The 24,442-nt window shown below is 37.8% G+C and carries 23 protein-coding genes and 2 pseudogenes; 3 read left to right on the top strand and 22 right to left on the bottom strand.

The window, feature by feature from the left end:
• Positions 1–51: 51 nt before the first annotated feature.
• The 17 genes from X953_RS07195 to kynU form a co-directional block, all read right to left on the bottom strand.
• Entirely contained in the window at positions 52–984 is a 933-nt protein-coding gene (locus X953_RS07195; RefSeq protein WP_040954970.1) for an aldo/keto reductase, read from the bottom strand.
• Positions 985–1,118: 134 nt separating this feature from the next.
• Positions 1,119–1,355: a DUF3953 domain-containing protein gene (locus tag X953_RS07190; RefSeq protein WP_040954969.1), complete on the bottom strand. Its 237-nt coding sequence runs from the start codon at positions 1,353–1,355 to the stop codon at positions 1,119–1,121.
• A 349-nt stretch (positions 1,356–1,704) separates the two neighbouring features.
• Positions 1,705–2,025, bottom strand: a complete 321-nt coding sequence (locus X953_RS07180; RefSeq protein ID WP_369792732.1) for a GNAT family N-acetyltransferase — start codon at positions 2,023–2,025, stop codon at positions 1,705–1,707.
• A gap of 257 nt (positions 2,026–2,282) precedes the next feature.
• Positions 2,283–2,792 (bottom strand): GrpB family protein, encoded by a 510-nt coding sequence (locus X953_RS07175; RefSeq protein WP_040954967.1) that lies wholly within the window; start codon positions 2,790–2,792, stop codon positions 2,283–2,285.
• A 49-nt stretch (positions 2,793–2,841) separates the two neighbouring features.
• A complete protein-coding gene (locus X953_RS07170; protein ID WP_040954966.1) occupies positions 2,842–3,855 on the bottom strand; it encodes a serine hydrolase in 1,014 nt (337 codons plus the stop codon).
• Between the two features lie 45 nt (positions 3,856–3,900).
• Positions 3,901–4,764, bottom strand: a complete 864-nt coding sequence (locus X953_RS07165; RefSeq protein WP_040954965.1) for a hypothetical protein — start codon at positions 4,762–4,764, stop codon at positions 3,901–3,903.
• Between the two features lie 126 nt (positions 4,765–4,890).
• Positions 4,891–5,673 carry a GNAT family N-acetyltransferase gene (locus tag X953_RS07160; RefSeq protein WP_040954964.1) on the bottom strand — a complete coding sequence of 261 codons (783 nt, stop codon included), beginning with the start codon at positions 5,671–5,673 and terminating at the stop codon, positions 4,891–4,893.
• 186 nt (positions 5,674–5,859) lie between these two features.
• The gene (locus X953_RS07155; protein ID WP_040954963.1) at positions 5,860–6,066 is read right to left on the bottom strand and encodes a hypothetical protein; all 207 of its coding nucleotides are present in this window, start codon (positions 6,064–6,066) and stop codon (positions 5,860–5,862) included.
• Between the two features lie 23 nt (positions 6,067–6,089).
• Positions 6,090–6,374, bottom strand: coding sequence for a hypothetical protein (locus tag X953_RS07150; RefSeq protein WP_040954962.1), 285 nt, complete (start codon positions 6,372–6,374; stop codon positions 6,090–6,092).
• Positions 6,365–8,125 (bottom strand): M56 family metallopeptidase, encoded by a 1,761-nt coding sequence (locus tag X953_RS07145; RefSeq protein ID WP_052350076.1) that lies wholly within the window; start codon positions 8,123–8,125, stop codon positions 6,365–6,367. Before X953_RS07145 ends, X953_RS07150 begins: the two co-directional genes overlap by 10 nt.
• A 20-nt stretch (positions 8,126–8,145) precedes the next feature.
• Positions 8,146–9,237, bottom strand: a complete 1,092-nt coding sequence (locus X953_RS07140) for a sigma-E factor regulatory protein RseB domain-containing protein (RefSeq protein WP_040954961.1) — start codon at positions 9,235–9,237, stop codon at positions 8,146–8,148.
• Complete coding sequence (locus X953_RS07135; RefSeq protein WP_040954960.1) at positions 9,224–10,702, bottom strand: HAMP domain-containing histidine kinase; 1,479 nt, start codon at positions 10,700–10,702, stop codon at positions 9,224–9,226. The genes X953_RS07140 and X953_RS07135 overlap by 14 nt, the downstream gene beginning before the upstream one ends.
• Positions 10,699–11,400, bottom strand: coding sequence for a response regulator transcription factor (locus X953_RS07130; RefSeq protein WP_040954959.1), 702 nt, complete (start codon positions 11,398–11,400; stop codon positions 10,699–10,701). Before X953_RS07130 ends, X953_RS07135 begins: the two co-directional genes overlap by 4 nt.
• Before the next feature lie 257 nt (positions 11,401–11,657).
• Complete coding sequence (locus tag X953_RS07125; RefSeq protein WP_040954958.1) at positions 11,658–13,001, bottom strand: sodium-dependent transporter; 1,344 nt, start codon at positions 12,999–13,001, stop codon at positions 11,658–11,660.
• Positions 13,002–13,056: 55 nt separating this feature from the next.
• Entirely contained in the window at positions 13,057–13,905 is an 849-nt protein-coding gene (gene kynA, locus X953_RS07120; protein ID WP_026041401.1) for a tryptophan 2,3-dioxygenase, read from the bottom strand.
• The gene (kynB, locus tag X953_RS07115; protein WP_040954957.1) at positions 13,905–14,543 is read right to left on the bottom strand and encodes an arylformamidase; all 639 of its coding nucleotides are present in this window, start codon (positions 14,541–14,543) and stop codon (positions 13,905–13,907) included. The genes kynA and kynB overlap by 1 nt, the downstream gene beginning before the upstream one ends.
• Positions 14,543–15,817: a kynureninase gene (gene kynU / locus X953_RS07110; RefSeq protein WP_040954956.1), complete on the bottom strand. Its 1,275-nt coding sequence runs from the start codon at positions 15,815–15,817 to the stop codon at positions 14,543–14,545. The genes kynB and kynU overlap by 1 nt, the downstream gene beginning before the upstream one ends.
• Positions 15,818–15,963: 146 nt before the next feature.
• Between kynU and X953_RS07105 the strand changes: the two genes are divergently transcribed.
• The gene (locus X953_RS07105) at positions 15,964–16,572 is read left to right on the top strand and encodes a TetR/AcrR family transcriptional regulator (protein ID WP_040954955.1); all 609 of its coding nucleotides are present in this window, start codon (positions 15,964–15,966) and stop codon (positions 16,570–16,572) included.
• A gap of 125 nt (positions 16,573–16,697) precedes the next feature.
• On the opposite strand, the pseudogene X953_RS07100 reads toward X953_RS07105, so the two are convergent.
• The 3 genes and pseudogenes from X953_RS07100 to X953_RS07090 form a co-directional block, all read right to left on the bottom strand.
• Positions 16,698–17,270, bottom strand: a pseudogene (locus X953_RS07100) (aldehyde dehydrogenase family protein); the annotation flags it as partial.
• An 86-nt stretch (positions 17,271–17,356) separates the two neighbouring features.
• Positions 17,357–18,553: an ISL3 family transposase gene (locus X953_RS07095; protein WP_040954247.1), complete on the bottom strand. Its 1,197-nt coding sequence runs from the start codon at positions 18,551–18,553 to the stop codon at positions 17,357–17,359.
• Between the two features lie 105 nt (positions 18,554–18,658).
• Positions 18,659–19,558 (bottom strand): annotated as a pseudogene (locus X953_RS07090) (aldehyde dehydrogenase family protein); the annotation flags it as partial.
• Positions 19,559–19,750: 192 nt separating this feature from the next.
• Between X953_RS07090 and X953_RS07085 the strand changes: the two are divergent.
• Positions 19,751–20,404 (top strand): serine/threonine protein kinase, encoded by a 654-nt coding sequence (locus X953_RS07085; protein ID WP_040954954.1) that lies wholly within the window; start codon positions 19,751–19,753, stop codon positions 20,402–20,404.
• An 89-nt stretch (positions 20,405–20,493) separates the two neighbouring features.
• Here the strand turns inward: X953_RS07085 and X953_RS07080 are convergent, their stop codons facing one another.
• Positions 20,494–20,925 carry a S1 domain-containing RNA-binding protein gene (locus tag X953_RS07080; RefSeq protein ID WP_040954953.1) on the bottom strand — a complete coding sequence of 144 codons (432 nt, stop codon included), beginning with the start codon at positions 20,923–20,925 and terminating at the stop codon, positions 20,494–20,496.
• Positions 20,926–21,427: 502 nt separating this feature from the next.
• Positions 21,428–22,990, bottom strand: a complete 1,563-nt coding sequence (locus tag X953_RS07075) for a hypothetical protein (RefSeq protein ID WP_040954952.1) — start codon at positions 22,988–22,990, stop codon at positions 21,428–21,430.
• Between the two features lie 169 nt (positions 22,991–23,159).
• On the opposite strand from X953_RS07075, the gene X953_RS07070 reads away from it, so the two are divergent.
• Positions 23,160–24,290, top strand: a complete 1,131-nt coding sequence (locus tag X953_RS07070; RefSeq protein ID WP_040954951.1) for a CAP domain-containing protein — start codon at positions 23,160–23,162, stop codon at positions 24,288–24,290.
• Positions 24,291–24,442: the final 152 nt, after the last annotated feature.

Here is a 24,442-nt window from a genome sequence, read left to right as displayed (position 1 = left end):
AAAATAACCGATAGAACTCGTCCATGTTCTATCGGCTATTCCACATCATTTTTAACTAAATAGCTGATCAATCTGTTGAATGGTTTCTTTTGTCAGCTTAATCTCACTTGCACGTTTATTTTCCTTCACTTGGTGGACGCGTTTTGCGCCTGGTATAACTACGTCCAGTGATGGTCTGGAGAAATACCATGCAAGTACAACATGTGCTACTTCTTCACCATAATCATTAGCAATTTCGCGAAGTTTTTCTACCTTCTTCAAGTTTTCCTTAAACGCCTCACCTTGGAAGCTTGGTTTCTCAGCCCGTATATCTGTAAACTTGGTGGAAGTATCATATTTTCCCGCAAGTAAACCGGATTCCAATGGAAAATATGGAATAAATGTAATATTTTCTTTGCTCGTATAAGGGAAGATTTCTTTTTCAGCTTCGCGGTGGAGTAAGTTATATTGTGATTGAATGACATCTACATAGCCATCTTTGTTTGCTTCTTTTAATTGGTCTAAGGAAAAATTAGATACACCAATAGAACGGATTTTTCCCTGATCGCGCAACTCCTTTAAGGCGCCGACAGCTTCATCTTTTGGAGTATCATCATCTGGAAAATGGATGTAATACAAATCAATATAATCAGTCTGCATCCGGCGAAGACTGTTTTCCACCTGTTGTTTTAGAAAGGTTGGTGAGTTATTCATAACCGTCCTTTCACCTATAAATTCATGTGCACCCTTTGTTGCAAGCACCACTTCATCTCGCTTATATTCCTTCATTACTTCTCCAACAAGCTCTTCGGAACGTTCAGGTCCATATATAAACGCAGTATCCAAAAAATTAATACCGTTATCAAGGGCGGCACGTACTACGTCTTTTCCCTGCTCTTCATCCAGCATATTCGGATAAATATTATGTCCACCAACTGCATTCGTTCCCAATCCTACAGGAAAAACCTGAAGATCTGATTTACCGAGTTTTACATGACGATTCATTATAAACAACTCCTTTCCTATCTATAAGGATGTTCCTCTAAACCAATACCATTAAACGTCAGACTAACCTGATTTGCATTTCTTCCATCTGATAAATAACAACAGTATGATAATTTTTAATTTAATTGGATTCTTTAACTATATACAAAACCTTGTATGGCAACAAAAAATAAAAATAATGATATTACAATATCTGCATAACCCAAAAAGCTCTTCCTGTCTTTTTGAAGCAATTCGATTCCCGTAAGAAGCAGCTGTATTCCTAAAAGCACCATGATTATTGGCAAGTTTTCCATATTTCCAGTAACTAATCCATAAGCTGCCATTAGTACTACAATAATCGAAAGTACCAAACGACTAATCTTAAGCAATATAAACACTTCCTTCATTTAACTGTGATTTAACAACCTTTCTTATGTATGTTAGAGTGAATGCAACTAATCTATTAGATTGGCGGAGTATCATGAATAAACATACAAAAATAACGTTATCATTATTGTTGGCTCTTCTCCTATGTGGGCTCATTTTTTCATTGATTTCAGCGCCCCAAGTCGTATTTTATCTTATGTTTTTCTTATTGCCTATTTACGCTCTTGCAGGAGTGATTCTTGCCATGATTAGTATACAAAGAGAGCAAAAACCGTTTTATAAATTCTTCAGCATTCTAGCATTGATTATTTTTATTGCTTGCATTGTTTACCTATCTGTTTTGGACATGAACTAATTATGCTTATGTACATCATAATTCATTTTTAAGAATGCATAGGTTCCCCCGTTGGTGTCTTGCATATAAGTCTCCTCAGGAACAAATCCAACTTTTTTGTACACGTTGATGGCACGTTCATTGAAGGTAGCGACTGAAAGAGTAATGGTTGTAGGCTTGTATTTATTAATCCCGAATTCTATGCCTGCTTGAACATAAGATTCCCCATACTCTTGACCTGTCAGTTCCGGTTTCATATCCAAAACTATGTCTATTGAATTTTCTTTCTGCTTCTGAAAAAAGAAAAACCCGATAAGTTGATTATCTTTCTTTACCACATAATAGTTAGAAGCCCGGGCTTTTTCATCAAGAAACTCTTCTAGTCTGCTTCCATATCATAAAAAGAGTAGTCTTCATCATAATGCCATTGATAAGCAATGTGTTCTGCTTGATGTTGTAGCATTGGGGAAATTCATATTTCATTAGGGCCCTCCATTTTTGTGTCTTTCTTTTCTTGCTGTCTCATCTTGGTTGAGTTGCCTCTCATTTCCGGCGTGTCTCTCTCATTTGGGGGATTTTCATCTCACTAAGTAAGTTATTTTTCTTTTGCCCAACGAAGTGCGCGATGCTCTAGTTCCTGAATGAATGGCTTTTTCGCTTTACTATAGAAACGTGTGTCATTGTATTCCTGTGCCAGCTTTTCCTTTAAGCGACTATACATGGTGGCTTCTTTCGGATGTGTACGCAGATAATCCCTTACGATGAGATGCCGGTCGATTTCCGGATGATCATTCTGGTAAACATGTACATGATGTGTTCGGTTTTCGCCACCCTTACGAAATAGCCTCCGTCCTGAGATTCCCCATTCGCCTGCAGCTTCATAACCTATTGCTTTAAGTGCTGTATTATAAGCATCAATTTTACTGATGTCTTTTACTAAACACATGATATCTACCACGGGCTTTGCTTTCATACCCGGGACGGATGTACTGCCGAAATGCTCAAAACGAACAACCTCATCATCAAAAATGCTTTTCAACTCGATTGTTTCCTGCTTATAAAGGTGGGCCCAATTCTTATTATATTCTTGAAGCCTTATCCGCATAAAAATCACTCCCCGGATTGCGTAATGCAATTATCTTCAACGATATTCTTTATCTCTCTTCTATTATTTCTTTTTCTACCAAAGTCATCATTTCATATGCACCTTCTGATTTATTAGAGCAAACGGTGCTAATAATAGAATTTCGAGGATAATAGGCTGAATGAAAGCTGATACCTGGGTCATATCCCATTACATGATATTTCAAAATCTCCCCAGTTGGTTTCTTATTTATCCAGACACCATAGCCATAGGTAAGGTTCTCGTTAACCTGTATCATAGGTGATAATAATAATTTTGTAGTTTTTTCGTTTAGCAATTTATAATGAGTCAGTTCGGACCAAAGTTTCGTCATATCTTCTGCCGTAACAAACGCACCTCCATCCGGTCCTCCCTTTACTGGCAAGGAATACATATTAGTTTTCCACTTTTGCACCGGGAGTTCAATATAGCCTATGGCAGTGTTTGCTGGAAGAGAATCAAGGGGAAAATATCCTGAGTCATCCATAGATGCTTTTCCAAAAATATACGTCTCCACGTACCGCGTGAATGTCATTCCGCTAATTGCTTCTACAATCAAACCAAGTAATATGTATCCAGCATTGTTATAATGGAATCTTTCACCTGGGGTAAATGTCATCGGTTTATTTGAAAACATTGGTAAAAAGTCTGCTGGTTTTCGTATATGATACATTGGGTTCTTCTCCCAAAGTTCCTCGAAATCATCCATCTCTTCTTCATCAAAATAATCTGGAATTCCAGAAGTGTGTGTAAGTAATTGATGAACTGTAACTCCCAAATCCACATGCTTGAACTCATATGTAAGGCATTCACTCAGGTTGGAATGAAAAGAAAGTTTGCCTTGCTCCACAAGCTGACAGATTGCTATTGCCGTAAATAACTTACATCCTGAAGCAATACCAAATCGCGTGTTGATGTTGTTCTTTAATAGGTCCGACCGATTGGCATAGCCAAAGCTCTCTTTGACTACTACTTTTTCTTTTCTTTGGACATACACTACTCCAGAAAAGTCCATCTGCTTCTGTACACTTAGTTTTTCATGCATCCAGTTCTCCCCCCATTTCTGCAAAACTATGTAACCTTTTCCTTACTAAAAAGACAAATCAATGCTGGTTCTTTTTCCCATTTCCTCTTCAGTCTTTTTGTTTACGGGAAGTTTTGCTAGCTTTAGCGTCACTTCTGATATATTTAATGTAGGGTCATCTAACATATATACAAGTGTTGTATTCCTAGGTGTTTGTGTATCAAAATTCACATTGGTCATGCCACTGAACATATCATGAGCGTAAACGTTATTACCGCCTATTTGAAGAGTAGTAGCTGCAAATGGAAATTTCATTGGATCTTTGCCCGTATTTTGCAGGATTGCATCCACCTGAACGAAATGCACTTTATCTCCGGAGATCCCTGAAATAGCGGTATCTGTCACATCACCACTTACAATGTTTAAATTCTCAATTTTAATCGCCATCGGCCCTACATTTACTTTTGAAAGATCTGTCCATTGTTTCTCAATAACAAACGTACCTGTATCTGTTTTCACAGTTTCCCCTTGTACACCTTCCACTGCGAATTGTCCTTTCGGATACTCGTCAAACCCCGCCTTATCCTCAGGCATTTTTACTCCCTTTTCCTTATCTTCTTTTTCATCTTGATCTTGAGTACTTTTCTCTTTGGTTTCTTTATCTTCTTTCTTTACTTGCTCTTCGGCTTCCTTCTTTTCAGCTCCATCATTTTCTGTTGCTTTATTTGGTATTTGCTGGTTCTTGTTCTCTGTTTCTGATGGGTTGCTATTTTCGCTTTCCACTTGAGATTCTTCATCTTCATCAGAAAAATTATTTGTCAAGAGCTCATTTGTTTCGTTTCCAACCAATTCAAGATAACTTAAACCACTAAGATCCCTTACTGAAAAACCGACAGTGAATGCTAGAGTGATTAACCATTTTTTCCACATCCATTATCCCCCTCGCTATATTTTTCTTCCCTAAGGGTAGCAAGGGTATAGCTAGAAAACAAGACTTATTTCCTTATGTTGGTAAATCTAGCACAAAAATGTCTAATAACTTCCTAGATTTTATATTCAGCGAGATTCCATTTCAGGAGAATTACACTCATATGTATAAGCTAGACAAAGAAAGCCTTGTTTTTCCAAAATTTTTCTACTCATTGGACTGGCATCCACTGTTAGACACGGATATCCTTGTTCATAGGCTTTTTTTGCCCGGGCAGACAAGAGAGCATGATAGTATCCTTTCCCTCTATATTCCGGTAGTGTGGAACCACCCCACAGGCTTGCAAAAGAGGAACCGTTCTCCAAATACATCCATGCTCCACTCACTAACTTATCCGCTTCATAAACCCCGTATAAGTACAAGGACTCTGGATAATTTTGTTTATCACGCCATAATCTTTCTCCAAGCTCTGTATGCGTTTCCTTCCAAATAAAATCTTCTAAGCTAATTATATCTTTGATTCCTTGGTAATCCGTAATCTCCTTTACCTTTATATCAGGTATGTCGTGAAGTAATGGATGATCTTCATCTAGCTTCATCACCATTAACGCCTCCGTACCTCCAATGATGAAGCCTTCCTCTCTTAGTATTTCAAGTAAGTTTATTGGCTGATCATAGCTATAAACTTTCCATTCAAATTCTTGCCCAAGCTCTTGGAAGTAGCTCAGCTCTTGGCGTACCACATCTCGAGCATTATCATCATTTAAAGTGGATGCGATAATAAACCCTTTCTCATCAAATTGGGAAACATGACGTACAACATGGTCTGTTTCTTCCCTTCTATATCCCTGTGTATATGCTCCCTGCCGCAATTCTTTATGGAACAAGTAAAGCAATTCATGGTTAGTCATTATGACCCCTCTTCCCTCAATCTCTGTTTAATTATCTTATCATAATATTTACATAATTAGTTGGTTTTTTACCACGTATAAATGGTGAAGGCTTCTAATTTTTTCTACACCACTACGAGTATTCCATGGTAAAAAGTAAAGATGTCTACCTATAAGGGTAAACATCCACTTGCGACACGTTTTATTTCATTGATAAAAGCCCAGCATGTAAAGAATAGCCACTCCAACTAGAGAGGTTAGACTACCTGCTACCAAAACAAGTAGAAACGATTTTTTATTTCGGGTTTGAATAAACACAACAATAGAAGCAATAAGGGAAACGAGCATTCCAAAAAATAAAGCTGCATAGGGGTTCGTGGGAGTAATAAAGTCATGTAATTGCAACCAGTCCATCCATTTACCTCCTTTACCAACTATTACTCTATATTTTTAAGCCACTTAAGTAGTTTATCTCTTGAATAATAAGCTGTATTATTTACCAAAATATGAGGTATTTCAGGATGTTCTTTCAATAACACTTGCGTATCTGCTTTGGAAATACCAATAATATGATGAACTTCATTTTCATGTACCAGTTCATGTTCCTCTTCTTCTCCCAATAAGTCACGTGCATATGGGTTCTTGAAATTCTTTAACCCATCCCCAATAAAATATCCCATAGCAGCTAATCCTAATCCCAACCACAAAAAGTCTATTTCCATGCTTTTACCTCCTTCGCATTTTGCTCATTACAGTTGATGCTTTTCCTGAAAAAATCGGGCAGTGACTCCTTTAACCTTGCTGCTGTCCACGCCAGTAATGTTGATGACCAACTCTTATACGAACGGAGGGAATAAATACGCCAATATAGTGGCGGATGAACCATAAATTGAAATTCAATAAAACGAAGAAACCATCCTTCCCGCTCTGTACTAAGTTTTCTTTTTACTGAATTTGCATCTTGTGTACTATAAGATAGTTTCTTTTTGACTGCTTCATCCTGTGCTATGCCTAATTCATAAAGTCCCTTGGCCATTTGCGATCCTTTTTCATCCAGTAGTAAGGATCCTAGATAATCTGCACGCATCTCTGTCCATTGTGCCACAAATGATAAATACATAGGAAATAGAGTCATTAGAAAGTAGATAAGAATTGTCAGTAATACAATATGGTCAGTCAATATTAAAAGTTGATCATAAAATAGATAGGTACCTGCTGCAATTCCTCCAAAAAAGAGCATGCGAGCAATTTGATGGATTAATATATCTCGTTTTTTTATATGAATCGCCTCATGAGCAATTATTGCTTTTACTGTATTTATAGAGAGCTGTGCTGTGGCTGTTGTCAGCATAATTGTTCCACGGCCAAGATTCATGCCAGTTGCCATCCCATTATAAATCGGTGAATCAACCAGATATAAACGTGTTTTCCTTATTCCAGCTTGCTTAAACAGCTGCTGTGCTTCGGTAAATAACTTTCCCTCTGTAAGTTCCTTTGCGTCTGAAGCAGCCACAAGCACCCGGTCAGAAATATACAGATTAAACACCCACCATACTAATACAAAGCCAATCATGACATAGGAAGGAACATCTAACCAAATCAATATAAACAATAAGCCTGTATAGGCAGAAATACCCTTTACTGTTATAGCATAATACCCTTTCCAAAAGAGACGCTTTAAGTTATCCGGGTGCCAAAGTGCTACTACTTTCTTTTCCTTCTGCTCTGTATTTTCTTTCATCCCTTTTAATAATTGTCCAAAGATGTACGATTTGGAGTCAAAATTAATGTATATTGTTTCCCCCGGAAAAGACAGACGGAGCACAGAATCAAAAGATATTGTATAATCCATGTTTTCCGTCATAAATGTAAACATTGGATGGAGACGCAGCAAATCAGGACCTGTTTCCCAACGTATTTTCTGTACTTCTTCCAAAGGTAAATCCCTTGGTTCCAAGGCTGATAAAATAATAAGTCGGTTTTCCTCCGGTAGGAAATAGAGCTCTGCAGTAACATAATTAGTTACCCTTGAAACAAATTGGGTAATTGTTAAGATGAAATAGATTCCAATAAAAAACTTCAAAAGTGCGTAGGTTTCTGGTGCATAAAAAATAAATAGGAGGCCGATCGAGCTAACTAAAAGGACGAAAAAGATATCAAGTGTTAGTCTTCGCACATCTTTCGACTGGGGGATCTTCTTGCAGAGAGTTTGCTTTAACTCCTCTTTTAATTGACGCTGTTTTGCTTGCTTATCCCGATCAAATATAACGATTAAACTCCCATAAATGAAGGCACACAAACTGATTAACATAAGTGCTTCTGTAATCTCATACATGATGAACAGATAAATAATAAAGCCAAGGATAACGCTAATTTCCATCACCTTCCCAATGCGCTTAGGAAGTATAAAAGATATAAAAGCGATCATTCCAGTTAATAAAAAATAACTAATGATTGTAATAGCTTGGGGCATTCTTCTCCCCTCCCCTGTTTTTAATTCATTATTTCCATCTTTTCAGTCGCTTGCAATAATTTTTCCAAAGGAACGGACGGATCAATAATTAATATGGAATATGTCAAGCCCTCTTCCTGCCAAACCAAATTACGAAACCCTTCCATATCAATAAATGAGCCCTCATAATTTCTAACTGTAACTGACTCTTCCTCCGGCAGCGTATAGGATTCATCTTCCTCCTCTGGTGACTCAAATACAGACAAGGTTAAAAAAGGTACATCCCCTTTGTTGTAGTTCATATTGATTTCCGTGCGTTCTACTATTCCTGTAAGATCGTCTTGCTCGATAGTGGAAATTTCCAATCCGTTTTCCTCGGGAAAATAAAGAAACGGGGCGTCCAATCCTTCCCTAGCTTCTTGTAACGTCACAGTTTTCGTCTTATTAATATCATTTAGATTTTTTATTTCTACGTCTTTAGGTAGATGGAGGGCGAATTTCTCCTCTGGGATAGCTGTGCCCACATCTATTTTGGTATAGATCGCTTTGGACGTTTGATTGCCTGAGGTAGAATACATCTTCAATACCATCCAATTTTCCTTATCAATCCAAAGTTCCTGTTTCCCTAACAAACTATTTTTTTCTTTAGGTTGAGCAACAAGATGGAATGTATTACGTCCTGCAATTTCTTCATCTTCCTCACTGGAAATCTTATGCGTCTCTTTAATCATTTCCAAGATGGCATTTGCCTGCTCTTTAGGAGAAGGTTGGTTGTACTCAATTATTTCTTTATCATCTATTACCGTCGCTTGATTTTCATTTTCCTCAAAAGTTGTTATTGTTTGGCCGTCGTTTACCACTACTGTTTTATCTTTTCCGCTCTCATTCGTCGTTTCAATACGTATCTTTCCGTCCTTACTATGCCACTCCTTCATCTTCATTTTCTCTGTCATTTCACCATTTTCATAGATTTCCATGATGGATTCTCCATAATAATCAGGATTCTCCTCCTCTTCTAAGGCGTTATTAATCATTTGTTCCGGTGAATAGCTACTCGTTTCGGCAGAGCATCCGGCACACCAACCCAAAGCTCCAAAAATAGCCAGTATGCCCATCCATTTAGTTACCTTCATTCTCAATCCCCTCTCCTATCTGTGGCAAGATACAAATAACACAGGTTCCAATCTCTTCCTTAGAAAATAATCTCACTGTTCCTCCATGTATCTCTATAATTTGTTTCGTTATGCTTAGTCCCAATCCGGTACCATGTGCATCACGTTTACTCCTCGCTTCATCTACTTGATAAAGCGGATCAAATACACGTGACAAATTCTCTTCTTGGATCCCCTTCCCCTCATTTTGCACAATAAAATAGGAAGAGGGCTTTATTGTTATAAAGTCTTCTTGGCAAACAAAATCGAATAAGTACTTCTTCAGCTTTGTTGGATCAGAGACGGCAGTAACCCAAATTTTCCCATTCTTCGGCGTGTGTGAAATAGCGTTACTTACTAAATTATCCGCTATCCGAATCATTTGTTTTGGATTCACTCCAAACAATCCTTGGACATCAGCATATGCTTGAAGGCATATATTCTTTCTTCTGCACAACGGTTCGTAGTCGCCTACAAGCATCTCAAAGAACTCTGACCCATCTACCTCAACCAACTCCATATCATGCTTTGGGGACTGAAGCAGAGTGAAGGTTAACAAATCATCAAGCATTTGTTGCATAAAATCAGCCTTCTCCTTTATTACCCGCTGGTAGTCTTTTCTTTCAGATGGTGCCAAATCCGTTTCCAAATGTAGTGATTCTGCGTATGCCTTAATTGAGGTTAGTGGTGTTTTTAAATCATGAGAAACACTCGCAATTAAATATTCCTTTGCTTGTTGCTCCTGCTCAAGGTGTTTCCTTGCATTATTTATTTGCCTGCGAATATCGTAAAAGTGTTTTGTTAACTTACCAATCTCATCATTATTTGTCGGTTTTTCCTTTACTTGATTACCTGCTGCAAATGCCGTCATCTCATTCATCAATCCAGTTAGTCTTGTGTTCAGCTTTTTATTTACTAGTCGGATAATACATATATAAATAAATATAAATACGAGGATAAATAATCCACCAACTAGTAAACTACGGTTTTTCACACCGGCTACCCACGTGTCCCGAGCTATTTCTACTTGAAAAAAACCGATCAGCGCATTTCCGGAGAATACAGGCTGTTTGTATGTATACGTACGGTACCCCTGTTCCAATGAGTAAAGGTCCTCATATAGTTGTTGTTTTCCAATTCCGTAATGGGCTGGTATAAAGGATGGATTTGATGTATAGATGACTACTCCGTCCGGGTTAAACAAGGCAATTGATTGTTTAGAATCTGCAATACGATCCAGGCGCTTTCTATAGGTTTTTGATGTATAAAGCTTTGGATCACTTAAGGCCTGATTTAACGATTGTAAAGCAGATACAGTGTCCACATGCTCCGTTACTTTCTGTTGATTATTATAGGACTGGATCCAGCCAAACAAGAGATAAGCAGCAATTAACGGCAATACCATCACTACAAAATATGAGATGAGTAACCATGTTTTTATCTTCATAGGAGTTCACCTATAAATCGATACCCCTTTCCCCAGTCTGTTTGAATAAACTTGGGGATTTTTACTGGATCATTTAATTTCTCTCTTAATGCTTTTATATGGACTGTCACGGTAGGCACTCCATCTGCTTCGATTTGTTTCCAAACATACTCATATAGCTCTGTTTTGGAGAAAGTTTGCCCAGGGTGTTTAGCAAGTAATTCCAATAAATCATACTCTTTGCTGGTGAGGGGAATCTTTACATCCTCCAACGTAACCTGTCTCTGATCCCAATCAATTTTCAAACCATGCAGATATGTTGAGGTATTTGCTCTTTCTTCTTTTCCTTGGTATCTCCTCCATCGGCGTAATTGAGATGCGACTCTTGCTTTTAATTCTACTAAGCTAAATGGTTTTGCAACATAGTCATCTGCTCCTAAGTGTAAACCAGTTACCTTATCTTCATCTTCCTTGCGGGCGCTAATTATAATTAAGGGAATATCACTTTTCCAACGAATATTTTTACATAAAGTAAAGCCATCCATTTCTGGCAACATTAAATCTACCAATACCAGATCATATGAATTTTCTTGAAAATCCTCCCAACCTTCCAGCCCTGTCGTCGCCCAGGTAACTTTATAGTTTTCACGTAGGAGCATATCTCGTACAACCCGAGCAATTTCCGGGTCATCTTCAACTAATAGAATATGTGCTTGCATGCTGATTCCTCCTGTATATTGCTACTATATCATGATAAAAAAAGATAAAAACAAACTTTATAAATTCTTTATAATTAGATCAATGAAGCAATCTACTGCTGAAACGATTATATCATTTCCCGGGCAATGAAAAGAGCGCCACCCTTATTAGGATGGCGCTCTTTTCAATACTGTTATCGTACAATGCTTACTTGAATTGCATTTATTTTCAGTTAATGAAGCAACTGGTTATTTGGGTTGCAGATTTAGGTACGGTTCTAAATGAATCCCAGTGAATAAATGAAAACAATTAAAATAGTTACAGGTACTACGTAGCGCATGAGAAATCGCCATGCTTTAAAGATACCAACACCAACTTTGGAGCCTGATCTAAATTCCTCCATAACAATTGCCTGATCCATACGATAGGAAATAAATATCGCGATTAGCAAGCTGCCTAATGGAAGCAAGATATTACTAACGAGAAAATCGGTCGCATCGAATACGGATTTACCAAATATAGAAACATCTGCAAGAACACCAAACGATAATGCTGCTGGTATACTGGCCAGGAAGACAATACAGCCTGTTATTAAAGTCACTTTTCGTCTAGTATAATTCTTATTTGCGGTGAATGCTGAGATAATTATTTCTAGTAGACTAAACGAAGATGTCAGCGTAGCAAATAAGAATAGTAATAGAAACAAAGCTAAAAATACAGAACCAAATGCCATTTGACTAAATACTGTTGGTAAAACAACGAATAATAATCCTGGACCTTCTGCAGGTTCTAATCCAAATGCAAAAACGACTGGAAAAATAGCTAATCCTGCAAGCAAGGATACTAAAATGTTTAATGATACTACACTACCTGCTGAATTAGGGATGCTTTCCTGTTTATTCAAATACGAACTATATGTAACCATACAGGAAAAGCCAACAGCTAAAGAGAAAAAGGATTGACCAAGCGCATATAGAATCCCCTCACCTGTAATGCTGGAAAAATCCGGACTTAAGAAAAACGCTACCCCTTCCATTGCGCCGTCTAATGTAATGGATCGCACTACAAGAATAATAAAAAAGATAAATAGAAGCGGCATGAGATATTTACTCGCTTTTTCGATACCATTTTTAATACCAAACAAAAGCACAATGACATTAATGAGCAGGAAAATTGCCAATCCTCCAAGTCCCATCCATGGTGTACCAATAATGGTATCAAATAAAGCACCATAATTTGCTTCTTCTTTTATTACGTTCCCTGTTAAGCTCAGTCCGGAATAAAGGACGATCCAACCACCGACAACACTATAAAAGGATAACAGTAAAAAGCAGCCAATAACGCCAAGTCTACCTATTACCCGCCAAGAGGAATCTGGAGCCAAATGATCGTATGCAGAAACTGCCTCTCTTTTTGCTCCCCTTCCAATGATAAATTCGGAAATTAGCATCGGTAAACCAATAAATATAGTAAATAGCACAAACACGAGGAAGAAAGCTCCACCGCCATTCATACCCGTAGCATATGGGAATTTCCATATTGCTCCGAGTCCGATGGCTGCCCCAGCGGATGACAAAATAAACCCCAGCTTAGAAGACCATTGATCTCTTGATTCTTTCATTCATTTTCCCCCTTTAAATTAAGAAATGAGAACTTCTTTATCTATCAAACTATGATTAGATCTCTGTACGCAGCTGCCACAGTTCTGGGAAGAAATATTGGTCAAGTACTTTTTTCAAATAGCTGACACCACCTGAGCCACCTGTCCCCATTTTAAATCCTATAATTCGTTCTACTGTTTTCATGTGACGGAACCGCCACTGTTGGAATTGGTCCTCAATATCAACAAGCTCCTCAGCAAGCTCATATAGCTCCCAATATTGGTCAACGTTTTTATATACTGTCTTCCACGCTTCCTTCACACTCTCATTTTTTTGATGTGTTTCACTTACATCCCTGTCCAGAACTTCCTGATCAATTGACAGCCCAGCTCTGGCAAGTGCTTGAATTGCCACATCATAGATACTTGGTGCTTCATAGGCTGCCTTCAGCTTTTCATGTAACTCCGGATTTTTTTCATAGATTTTAATCACATAATCGGTTTTATATCCGAGAGCAAACTCGATAAGTCGATTCTGATACGATTGGAATCCGGAAGCATTGCCAAGTTTATCCCGAAACTCAATATACTCACTAGGAGTTAACGTTGCTAGCACATCCCAAACATTTTTTAGTTGCATTTGAATTTGAGAAACTCTGGCTAATTTTTTAAACGCCTCCCGTAAATTGTCTGCCTGAATATCATGGATGGCTGAATTCATTTCATGTAGAATCTGCTTCATCCAGATTTCACTCACATGGTGGACGGAAATAAATAACATTTCATCATGGTGATCGCTTAATGGATGATGACTAGCCAGTAATGTATCAAGGCCAAGATAATCACTATACGTCATTTTCTCTTTGAAGTCTGTGTGAATGCTTTTCTCGTTCTTAAATGCTTCATGTTTGTTTTTATTTGTCATTATTTGCTGTCTCCTTCTAGTGGTTTAATTACGGCACGAACCGGACTGCCATCAGCCTCTTTTAGTGGTAAAGGTAAAGCAACTAACTCGTAATCGCCTTCCTCGACATGATCCAGCATGACATTTTCCAAAATATAAATATCATTCTCGTACAATGCATGATGCCCAGCAAGATCTTTGCTTGTAACCGGATCAATAGACGGGGTATCTACACCAACCAGTTTGACACCTAATTTCTTCATATAGGCAGCTCCATCTGGAGTGACTGGTGGTACTTCATCCGGGAATCTGTCAGGATTATTTGGCAAAGAAGTGCGAATGAGTAAACGTTCCGCCTGTGTCAATTGTTTTGATTTCAAAGCTGCTTCGTCTATTGCAGAGAAATCACTCACATCAATGACTTTGCATGGTCCGATGTATCGGTCAATGTCCATATCCAAGATTCTCTTACCATCGTTCAGAAAATGAAATGGTGCATCGACATGTGTACCTATATGGGCACTTGTCGTTATTCGGCCAATATTGACAGAACCGGTTTCTTCTTTCGTAAGAGCAGTTTCATATTGAAAGCTTGTATCTCCTGGCCAGTGAGCTATTGAATTTGTTAACGGTTGTGAAATATCAATCCATTTTGTCATTAGGAAACAATCTCCCTTTTGTTTTCAAATTGCTTGTAAAGCTCTTCTTTCATGATTTCTTTTAAAATATGGACACATTCATACACATCTTCAAACGTATTGTACAAGGCTACCGGTGCTAAACGGATGCCACTTGGTGTGCGAAAATCAGGAATAACTTTTTTCATTTTCAGTGCTTTACATATCCGTGCGGCTTCCGGGTGCTCCAGATACACATGTCCGCCGCGTTGCTTTGGATCAATTGGGTTACATATTATCAGATCGAATTCATCTAATTCATGCTTAATTAATTCCATCATATAGTTCGTTAACTTCAAAGATTTTTCACGTACCCTATCAATTCCCGCTTCATTAAATAATTCCAGGGCTCCTATTAGCGGTGCAGCACTTAAAACATGTGGTGTGCCGATTTGGAACGCTCCGGCGTCTTCGGCAGGTGTGAGAGAATGCTCCATATCAAACTGTTTGTCTTTTCGTGAACTGAACCACCCGGCCAGACCAGGTGTAACTCCTACGTGTTTTTCATGGACAAACAACCCTCCAACACTTCCAGGTCCTCCATTTAAATGTTTATACGTGCACCAAAACGCAAAGTCGGTTCCCCAGTCATGTAACTGGTGTGGCACGGATCCAATCGAATGACATAAATCAAACCCAATTTTAATGCCACGTTCATGGGCAGCCTTCGTAAGCTTCTCCATGTCTAAAATTTGCCCACTGCGATAAAGGACACCTGGCAGAACAATCAATGCCACTTCTTCAGTCATTGCATTAATAATATCTTCTTCATCCAGTACATGCCCATCCTTGCTTGGAACCTGAATAAGGTGTGTATCATCATAACCCTTGAGCGCCAGCTGTGCTTTAAGTGCATAAATATCACTCGGAAAGTTAAGTGAGTCAGCTAAAATCTTCGTACGCTTCCCTTCCGGCTTATAAAAGGTTGACACAAGATGATGCAAATTCACCGTTGTTGAACCAGTTGCGATAACCTCTTCCTTTTTACCGCCGACCAACTCTGTCATGCTTTCGCCAAGTTTTTCAGAAAGGTAATACCATGGCTGTTCTCCTTCAGTCCATCCATCAATAGCATATTGCTTCCAGGAGTTCAGTAGCTCATGAGTTGTTTTTTCTGCGCGTTTACTAAGTAAACCAAGTGAATTACCGTCCATGTAAACGCCATCATTTTTTAAATAAAATTCATTTCGGAACGTTCGTAATATATCTTGTTGATCCATCGCTTTCGCTTCTTCTCTGGTAAAATTAGTTGCCATTACATTTATTCCTCCTATATGTTTAACTTATTTACTTGATTTAATTATCAGACATATTCTACTATTGGTTTATATGATACAATATCGGTGACAAACTGTCAATGACATGATATCAGTGAAATAGTACATAATAAAAGGTGGTTTATATGGAGGATAAGAATCTAACCAAACGTGAATTGCAGGCATTGGAAACAAAGAAACGACTCATTCGCTCAGCACATGAGGTCTTTTTGAAAAATGGATTCAATAAAACAACGATTTCTGAAATCATTAAAGCTGCTGGCGTAGGGTATGGGACTGCATATGTCTATTTTAAAAACAAGGATGCCATGTTTGTTACTGTAATGGAAAGTGTAATGGAGCGCTTTTTGCAGGTTGCAAACCAAAATTTCCGTCCCAATTCAGTTGCAGCTGCCCGTCAACAAATACAAAATCAAGTGAGAGATTTCTTAGAGTTGGCTATAGAGGAAAAAAGCACGCTAAAAGTCGTTAAGGAGGCAATTGGTAGTAGTGATGTTGTTGAAGCAAGATGGCTGGAAATACGGAACCAATTTATAGAAAGCATTACAAATGACATTACGTATTCACAGACAACCAATTTGGTCAGTACAAAATTCGATGCACCTATTGCTGCGAAAAGCTGGTATTTTATGAATGAAATGTTTTTATGGGAATGTGTGGAGACAGAGGAAGTAAATCTGGATAAGATTGTAGAGCAGTTATCACTATTATACACTTCAGCATTATATGAATAGATAGTGATGTCTATAAAAAGGTTTTGCTGCAGATATCTTATATTGGTTACCGCCGACCTATATATTAAAACCATAAAAAAGCAATCCAGACACGTGTTTAATGTCTGGATTGCTTTTGAGAATATTTACTTCATACCTAATATAGTCTTCGGCTCGAGATATTCTTCAATACCATAGTCGCCCCATTCGCGTCCAATACCAGATTGTTTAAAGCCACCAAACGGTGCAGAAAAATCACCTTCCGCATTGTTAATGGTAATCCTGCCTGCGCGAATGTTTTGTGCTGCTTTTGTTAGGCGATTCTTGTCTTTTCCAACCACATAACCAGCAAGCCCATATGGTGTATCATTAGCAACCTCAATTGCTTCCTCAAGTGAATCCACATAAATCACAGCCAACACAGGTCCAAATATTTCTTCCCGGGCAATTGTCATTTCCGTATTATTTACATCCGTAAATATGGTCGGCTTAGCATAATAACCTTTCTCTAAACCTTCTGGATTTCCAGTGCCACCTGTTAATAAAGTCGCACCCTCATCTATGCCTTTTTGGATATATTCTTGTACTCGATCCCAAATCTTTTCAGCAACTAATGGTCCTGTGAATGTATCCTCATCCTGTGGATCTCCTACCTTATAGTCGGGCAATGCTTTTAGTAATGCTTTTTCAAAATCCGATTTCATTTGGTTCTCAGTCAAATGTGGTGGTGTGATTTTCACTCCACCATCTCTTTTATTAAAAAGCCTTTGCTTAAATAGCTGCGTACGTATATTGGTTGCCGTTTCTATTGTGTCAAAACCCTTCTAACCTCTTGTCGCCACAGTATTTTCTTTTTTAATCGATTAAAATTTTTAATTCCATACGACATTCGTTTTGCCACTTTAATTGTATTATTTACGCCTTCAATATATCCATTATTAAAAGGATACATAAAGGAATGCAAGATCTCTTGCTTCCACCGCTCAAATGTTTTTCTTACTCTATGAAAAGACTCAATATTAGAATCCTTCATCGCCATTAAACATCCTTCTAGACCCTGTGTAGCGGTCTTTTCGTTACTCTCTTTAAACCACTGATCAAGTTTGTTTTTTAGGTTGTATGCCTCTTCTAATCGAGGATCAACCTGGAGTAACTGATTTACTTTCTCTCGCTCTTCTTCTGATAATTTATAGGTTGATTTCCAAAGTAACTTTTTACTTTTTTTCATATATATCCGGTCTTTTTTCTCTAAGTCTCTTTGCACTTCTCGACGTACTTCATCTAGCGCCCAATATACTTGCCGCATAAAATGAAATCGATCAGCGATGATCAGTGGGTTACCAAGCGCCTTCCGTATTGCTTGCTTAAAAGACTTAGAAAGGTCCATGACGACAATCTCTACGTTACTTGTATCACAGGACTGAAGATAAGCTTTAATTGTATCTACCTTCCGATCAGGTAAGACATCCACAATCTCTTTATTTTCTACATCCGCAATGACCGTTTGAAACCTTTCACCGCCCGCATCCCCTTTAAATTCATCAATAGCTAACGCACGTGGCAGGACTTTCCTTGTTTTTATTTCTTTTCGATCATAAATACGAAGTAACCGTTGCGAACTCATCCCAGTTAACTGGGCAGCTGTAGTAAATGAGCCCACAGCTGTATACGTTAGCGCTGTCGTTTGTATAGAACGGGTGCAACGTTGGTATCGTTCCACCATCTGAAGCTTTTCATAAAACGTATGATTACACGCCTTACATAAGTAGCGTCTCTTTTTCAAAGAAATACTAACTGGTTTATTGGAAACAATGGGCCCCTGAATCGTTTGGGTACGATAGCCGTGGATACTTTTTGTCCTATTGCCACAAAACGGGCACTTCTGCTTCTTTACTTTTGTATATAGCTCTACAAAAAACTTAGCTGAGTCACTAGAAACTTCCCATACATCTACATGTTTGTCTTCAATACCTAACATTTCTATGATAAAATGGTTTTGCACTCTTTCCCTCTCCTTTTCCTTTTGTGTCGCAACTTTAGGTTAACAAAAGAGAGGGGAATGAGTGTATTTTTTTGTTTCTTACGGAAACACTGATCCTCCAAAGGAGACCACCACATTTAGTATAGAGCCTTTCATTTCTTTTGGCACAATAATGCGGGTTGCTGCGGTACAAACCTGACCGGTATTTGTCAGCATATGCGTAATTGCCGTATTTGCAGCATATTCCGGATCCGTATCATCAAGCACAATAAGTGGTGACTTACCTCCAAGCTCAAGGGCAATTTTCTTAATGTTTTTTGCCCCATTTTCCATTGTCTTTTGACCAACACCTACTGACCCGGTAAATGAGACAAAATCAATATCAGGATGTGAGCTAATACCGTTACCGATTGTGCTGCCGCTACCATTCACCAAATTAAATACACCTTTTGGCACACCAACTTTATCAAATATCTCAGCCATTATAATAGCTGCATATGGAGTCAGCTCAGCAGGCTTTAGAACCATTGGACTACCTGCAGCTAACGCACTGGCTATTTTAGTAGTTGTTTGATTTGTCGGGAAGTTCCATGGTGTAATTAAACCACTGACACCAACGGACTCTTTTACTACTGTTGAATGCTCCCGTTCATCCATAAATTGAAAATGCTTCAATTCCTCAGCAGCTTGCTTAAAGTGGTTATAACCCATTTGATAATGGATCTCTTCAGATTTGGTTATTGGAGAACCAAGCTCTTCTGTTATTGTTTCTATTAGATCTTGTTTCCGATTTTCATACTCTGCTGCAATTTTTTCCAGTAAATCAACTCTTTCTTCCCGACTTGTTGTAGAATAAGTAGGGAAAGCATTACGGGCAGCTTGTACAGCCTTATCTAGGTCTTCCTCTGTTCCCAAGCTTATTTGACCAATTACTTCCTTGGTTGCCGGATTAATTACTTCTGTTGTTTCCGTCCCTGTTGAATCAATCCATTCTCCATTTATATAATGTTTAAGATCGTTGCGCATAATAAAAACTCCTTTATCTCAGCTAGTCGTTCTTTACGTGGTTACATCTTTTATTTTCCCTCCGAGGCAAAAATGAAACACTGTCCGTTACCGACCAATGAAATAAGGTTTTTACGAATACTATTTTATATAGCATATTTTTTTGTTCCATTCCCATATAGTTAAAATAGAACGTGGAAAGGAGCCTCACTTTTGATACAATTCCATAAGCTTGTTGATACAATACTATTTGAAAAAGAGATTAAATTAACAAAGGAAATTAAAGTGGAAGCTTATGATGAAGCTTCTCTTAAGCATATTGCTTCAGGCAGGAGTGCTGCCGTATTTTTAATAAAAGGAACAAATCTGGCATTGAAGGTTTTCCACCCTTATTTTGCATCTATAGCAAAGATTGAAACTGATATATATCGTCAGCTTAAAGGTGTTCCTTCTTATCCAAATCTATATGAAGCAGGACAAAATTATTTAGTCATTGATTATATAGATGGCACAACCTTATTTGATTGTCTAATTGAAGGAATTTCTATAAAAGAGGAAACAATTTACCAAGTGGAAAATGCTTTACAATCTGCCAAAGAACGAGGATTGAATCCATCAGATATTCACCTGAAAAATATTATACTAACACCTGAAGGCTCAATAAAACTAATTGATGTAGCCCGTTTTCAACAAGAAAAAGAATGTCATCAATGGCGAGATTTAGCCTTTGCCTTCCACCATTTTTATAAACAGGATCTTTTTCCAAAGAAATTATCCGGCAAAGTATTAAATCTCATTTCTTATATGTATAAACGAAACCTTTTACAGAGTTTAACTAAGGATCGAAAAAATAATCCTGTAGCTTGAAGAAACGCAATTACGCTCGAAAAGTAAATTCGATTATATCAAAAAAACAAGCCACAAATGGCTTGTTTTTCGATATGATATGAAAGGAGTTACCCGCGTCTCCCGCCTCTTCCTCCACGTTTAGTGTCTGTGTGGCGTTTAAGAGTGGATAAGTTTTCTTCACTGGTTTTCAAGAATTTAGCCATCTTGTCTTCAAAGCTTTCCTTTGGTTTAAAGCCACTGCCTTTCCCACGGAAATCTTTAGAATTACGATCTCTATTCGGACGAGCAGATCGCTCAGGTCGTGGTCGGTCAATAGCTTTTTTAATAGACAAGGCTACTTTACCTTCTTTTTCACTGATGACTTTAACTTCAACTTCGTCACCTACCGTCAAGTGATCATTTACATCTTTTACAAAGCTGTCCGCCACTTCACTAATGTGAACAAGACCGGTCTTTCCGTCCGGCAACTCGACAAAAGCTCCAAAATTAGTGATACCAGTAACTTTCCCTTTAACTTTACTACCTATTTCAGTTGACAAAAAAGCTCCCCCTTATAACTTTTAAAAGCGCTTAATTATAACAAATATTTGAGAGAATATCAAATGTCTCTCGTGTATTTAATAAAAAAAGTCAGCTAACCACCTCAACTATATCTTAAGAACCATTCAACAAGAATGAGTTAACGCCAAATTACGAGCAATTGTAATGACAAAAAGCAAAATCCTATATTGGCTCATTCATGTTTCTCTGAAGGGTTCATTACAATGTATTTATTAAATGTATTTTCGCATACATAGACCCCTCTGGCAATAAAATAGCCTGCCAAGCTACTCTAAAAGCTTATTTATTTGAAATGTTGTTTTGTTTTCGCCCTAATCTATTTGAAAAAAATCAAGCTTAATTAAATGTTTATAACTCTCTTTCTGACATAGAATGGTTGTTGGTGTGTTCTTTTATTTTTGTTTCGTTATCTATCATGCAAGTTACGCAGCCATTTGGAACGTTACAGAGCACTTGGTAATAAAAACCAAGTGCTCTTAACTAAAATCCTGTTAAATATGGACCAAATACAGCTGCAATCATAAGGATGTGTGCTCCTATAAATAAACTGATTCGTGCCGTTCCAGCCCATTGCCTTGTATCTTTGGTAGATTGTGCACTAACATAAGCAACAATCCCAAACAAAAATATATACACATAGGCGCTTCCCGGAAAGGTTAAATAAATTGGTGCCTTTGCAGCAATTGCCGGAACAAAATATTGACTCTTAAAAAGGAGTACAGCCAGCATATAGATGCCAATTCCCGTATAAAATATCCAAGGTGGATCGTTCTGGACCTTCCTGGATTTCCAAAAGTGCATAATGACAATGAATAAAATTGGCCAAATATACCAAATACCTGAAATAAGAAATGTCAGTAGAGATATAGATAGCATACCACCTGTTTTTCCTAGAATACGCAACCAATCATCAGAACTTATTCCACTTGCTTTTTCAATAATAGCTTCTGAACCTGATGATATAAACATATTTTTATGGCCAGAACTTGCTTCCAACCAGGCAATGGTATTGTCATCTACCCATACAGGTTTATTTGAGATATCCGGAGTATTACTTTTTCGATGTACTTCAGTCACCTTGCCACCTTTTAGTTTAGCTGTATAAATATTAAATGCTTTATCCCCCATAAATTTTGTACGGGAGAAACCATTGGCCTGGAAAACAAGTGTTGGCATATCCTCATTAAAACGAATATTCACCGTTCCTATTTCTTGTAGATTCTTTCCACTTATTGGATCTTCAAATCGTAATTTAGTTAGTGTATCCTTCTCAAACTTACTATTCTCCGTCATTGCCAAGTACGTGAAAAACTCTGGAGATCCCTGTGTACTTTTCTGTATAGCTTGAATGATTAGTACAACTTCATTATTTCTGACTGCAAATGCTGTTTGCTCGGAAGCATGCCCGGGGGCAAGCTCTAAATCTTCTTCCACAAGCTTAGTTGCTTGCAAATCCGCTACCTTATATATTGTTGCATGTACAAGGTTATTTTCGGACTGTTCTGTCATAAAAAATAATCCTTCTTCATTTTCATAAGGTGAGATTTCCTCAGTATTCTTCGGGAGCTCCATTAATTCATTTGATTCTTTAGTTGCTGGATCTAGCTGAAACAACGTATTTTCTTTTATGTACAAGATAGAATCCTTCATAGGATAAAACTGGGACACATCTGAGACTATTTTCTTTTGATCCTTATTGTAAATATGATAATAGTCATGATAGATTACCGTATCATTATTAATATATACCTGTGTCCATTTGGTAATCGGTATAGATACCTCTTTTTTGTCCAGTAATGTAAACTCCTCATCAAAAGTTTTTGTTACTAAAGTATCGTTTTCATAAGAAGGGATCATGAATTGCCCTTCCTCCGTCTCCCTGATAATCGGGAACTTATTTAGCATAGTAGATCCTATTGGCAATGCCCTACTCCAACCTTTTTCTGGCGGTTCTGTTGCAGTTTGGAGATTTTGTACCACCAAGGAAACAATGCCCGCAAGTACCATGACCACGGGCAAAATCCAAAAAATATGCTTTCTCATTTGACCCCTACTTCCATTTTATTTCTTTTTCTATATTTTAACATAATTTTCAATTTTACATATACGAAATAGTAGTGTTTGTTTCTAATAAATTCCATTCTTTTCAAGTTGTATAAAACCAGCCCCATCGGCTACAATGGAGAAAACAACATTAGACGGGAGTGGCAGGATGCCAAAAATACGTACCATTATTTTTATTCTTCTTATCGGTTGGGCATTTTGGCATTTTTATGGAAACACCTTTGAACAATCTGGCGTTTCTGGTGTGATAGAAAAAATGGATGCAGATGTTACTCAAATTAAAGAGAATCCCACAGTAATAGATACGATGGAAAATATAAATAGTGGAATACAGAACTTGATTGCAACATTTACTGACAAGCAATTATCAGAGGAAAAACCAAGTGATCCTAAGGCTGATAAACCGAAACTTGAGTCACCCAAAGAGCAACCGTTTACTGTTCATAATGCTGGCCTCGGTACAGATAGAGCAGAAATAGAAAATCAGGCGGGGGAGCCAGAGCGAGCTACAATGAATGAATATGGTGTTGATTGGGTTACCTACCACGACAATTATCAAAATTTCTTTATGGCCGCATACAATGATCAAAATCAAGTTGTTGGGTTATACACCAATCAGGATTTGCTAAGGTCAAAGGACAATATTAAAATAGGCAGTTCCAAAGAAAGCGTCCGGGATGCCTTAAGTGAACCATTGAAAAGTATAAAAAAAGGATTTATCAACTATCAGATTGATAGTAAAAATGAGTATGATGTTTTTCTTATAAATGATAACTATGTAACTATTTTCTATGATAAACATGAAGATCATACCGTCACTGCGATTCAAATGATCAGTGGTAAACTGGAAGATGAGAAAAAAGCCTATCTGCCAGAAGCAAGTAAAGAATTGAAGAAAGGCTTTGAATACCAGCTGTTCGACCTGACAAATGCAGCACGTGTAGAGCATGGACTTTCCCCGTTGAATTGGGACGAACATGTAAGAAAAACTGCCCGTGAGCATAGTATAGACATGGCTGAAAATAATTTCTTCAGCCATGTGAACCCAGATGGGCAATCACCTTTTGAAAGAATGAGAGAAGATGGCATTGGCTTTCAAATTGCTGGAGAGAACATTGCCGCGGGACAAATCAGCAGCATTTTCGCTCACGAAGGTCTTATGAATTCCCTTGGCCACCGCGAAAATATATTAAAAGAAGAATATCGTACACTTGCTGTTGGTGTGGCATTTAATAAGGACTCCATGCCATTTTATACTGAAAACTTTATTACAAAATAATTAGCAGGAGAGACTGTGACTGAACCTATATATCATTGAGGTTTGTCACAGTCCTTTTTGGTAACTTTTATTTTATTGGAGAAGTTCTGGCGTTTGGATAGATTGAAGTTACGGTTAGCTGTATATTTCGGCATTATGGAGTGGAGTAGAAT

The organism is Virgibacillus sp. SK37 (assembly GCF_000725285.1).
Taxonomy (GTDB): Bacteria; Bacillota; Bacilli; order Bacillales; family Amphibacillaceae; genus Virgibacillus_Q.
Note: the sequence above shows the minus strand (reverse complement) of the source record. Positions and strands in the feature narration are given on the sequence as shown.

What these genes read in the sequence shown, in the direction of transcription:
- X953_RS07195 (WP_040954970.1), bottom strand. Translation starts at nt 984, where the DNA reads ATGAATCGTCATGTAAAACTCGGTAAATCAGATCTTCAGGTTTTTCCT.
- X953_RS07175 (WP_040954967.1), bottom strand. Translation starts at nt 2,792, where the DNA reads ATGCGGATAAGGCTTCAAGAATATAATAAGAATTGGGCCCACCTTTAT.
- X953_RS07170 (WP_040954966.1), bottom strand. Translation starts at nt 3,855, where the DNA reads ATGCATGAAAAACTAAGTGTACAGAAGCAGATGGACTTTTCTGGAGTA.
- X953_RS07165 (WP_040954965.1), bottom strand. Translation starts at nt 4,764, where the DNA reads ATGTGGAAAAAATGGTTAATCACTCTAGCATTCACTGTCGGTTTTTCA.
- X953_RS07160 (WP_040954964.1), bottom strand. Translation starts at nt 5,673, where the DNA reads ATGACTAACCATGAATTGCTTTACTTGTTCCATAAAGAATTGCGGCAG.
- X953_RS07155 (WP_040954963.1), bottom strand. Translation starts at nt 6,066, where the DNA reads ATGGACTGGTTGCAATTACATGACTTTATTACTCCCACGAACCCCTAT.
- X953_RS07150 (WP_040954962.1), bottom strand. Translation starts at nt 6,374, where the DNA reads ATGGAAATAGACTTTTTGTGGTTGGGATTAGGATTAGCTGCTATGGGA.
- X953_RS07145 (WP_052350076.1), bottom strand. Translation starts at nt 8,125, where the DNA reads ATGCCCCAAGCTATTACAATCATTAGTTATTTTTTATTAACTGGAATG.
- X953_RS07140 (WP_040954961.1), bottom strand. Translation starts at nt 9,237, where the DNA reads ATGAAGGTAACTAAATGGATGGGCATACTGGCTATTTTTGGAGCTTTG.
- X953_RS07135 (WP_040954960.1), bottom strand. Translation starts at nt 10,702, where the DNA reads ATGAAGATAAAAACATGGTTACTCATCTCATATTTTGTAGTGATGGTA.
- X953_RS07130 (WP_040954959.1), bottom strand. Translation starts at nt 11,400, where the DNA reads ATGCAAGCACATATTCTATTAGTTGAAGATGACCCGGAAATTGCTCGG.
- X953_RS07125 (WP_040954958.1), bottom strand. Translation starts at nt 13,001, where the DNA reads ATGAAAGAATCAAGAGATCAATGGTCTTCTAAGCTGGGGTTTATTTTG.
- kynA (WP_026041401.1), bottom strand. Translation starts at nt 13,905, where the DNA reads ATGACAAATAAAAACAAACATGAAGCATTTAAGAACGAGAAAAGCATT.
- kynB (WP_040954957.1), bottom strand. Translation starts at nt 14,543, where the DNA reads ATGACAAAATGGATTGATATTTCACAACCGTTAACAAATTCAATAGCT.
- kynU (WP_040954956.1), bottom strand. Translation starts at nt 15,817, where the DNA reads ATGGCAACTAATTTTACCAGAGAAGAAGCGAAAGCGATGGATCAACAA.
- X953_RS07105 (WP_040954955.1), top strand. Translation starts at nt 15,964, where the DNA reads ATGGAGGATAAGAATCTAACCAAACGTGAATTGCAGGCATTGGAAACA.
- X953_RS07075 (WP_040954952.1), bottom strand. Translation starts at nt 22,990, where the DNA reads ATGAGAAAGCATATTTTTTGGATTTTGCCCGTGGTCATGGTACTTGCG.
- X953_RS07070 (WP_040954951.1), top strand. Translation starts at nt 23,160, where the DNA reads ATGCCAAAAATACGTACCATTATTTTTATTCTTCTTATCGGTTGGGCA.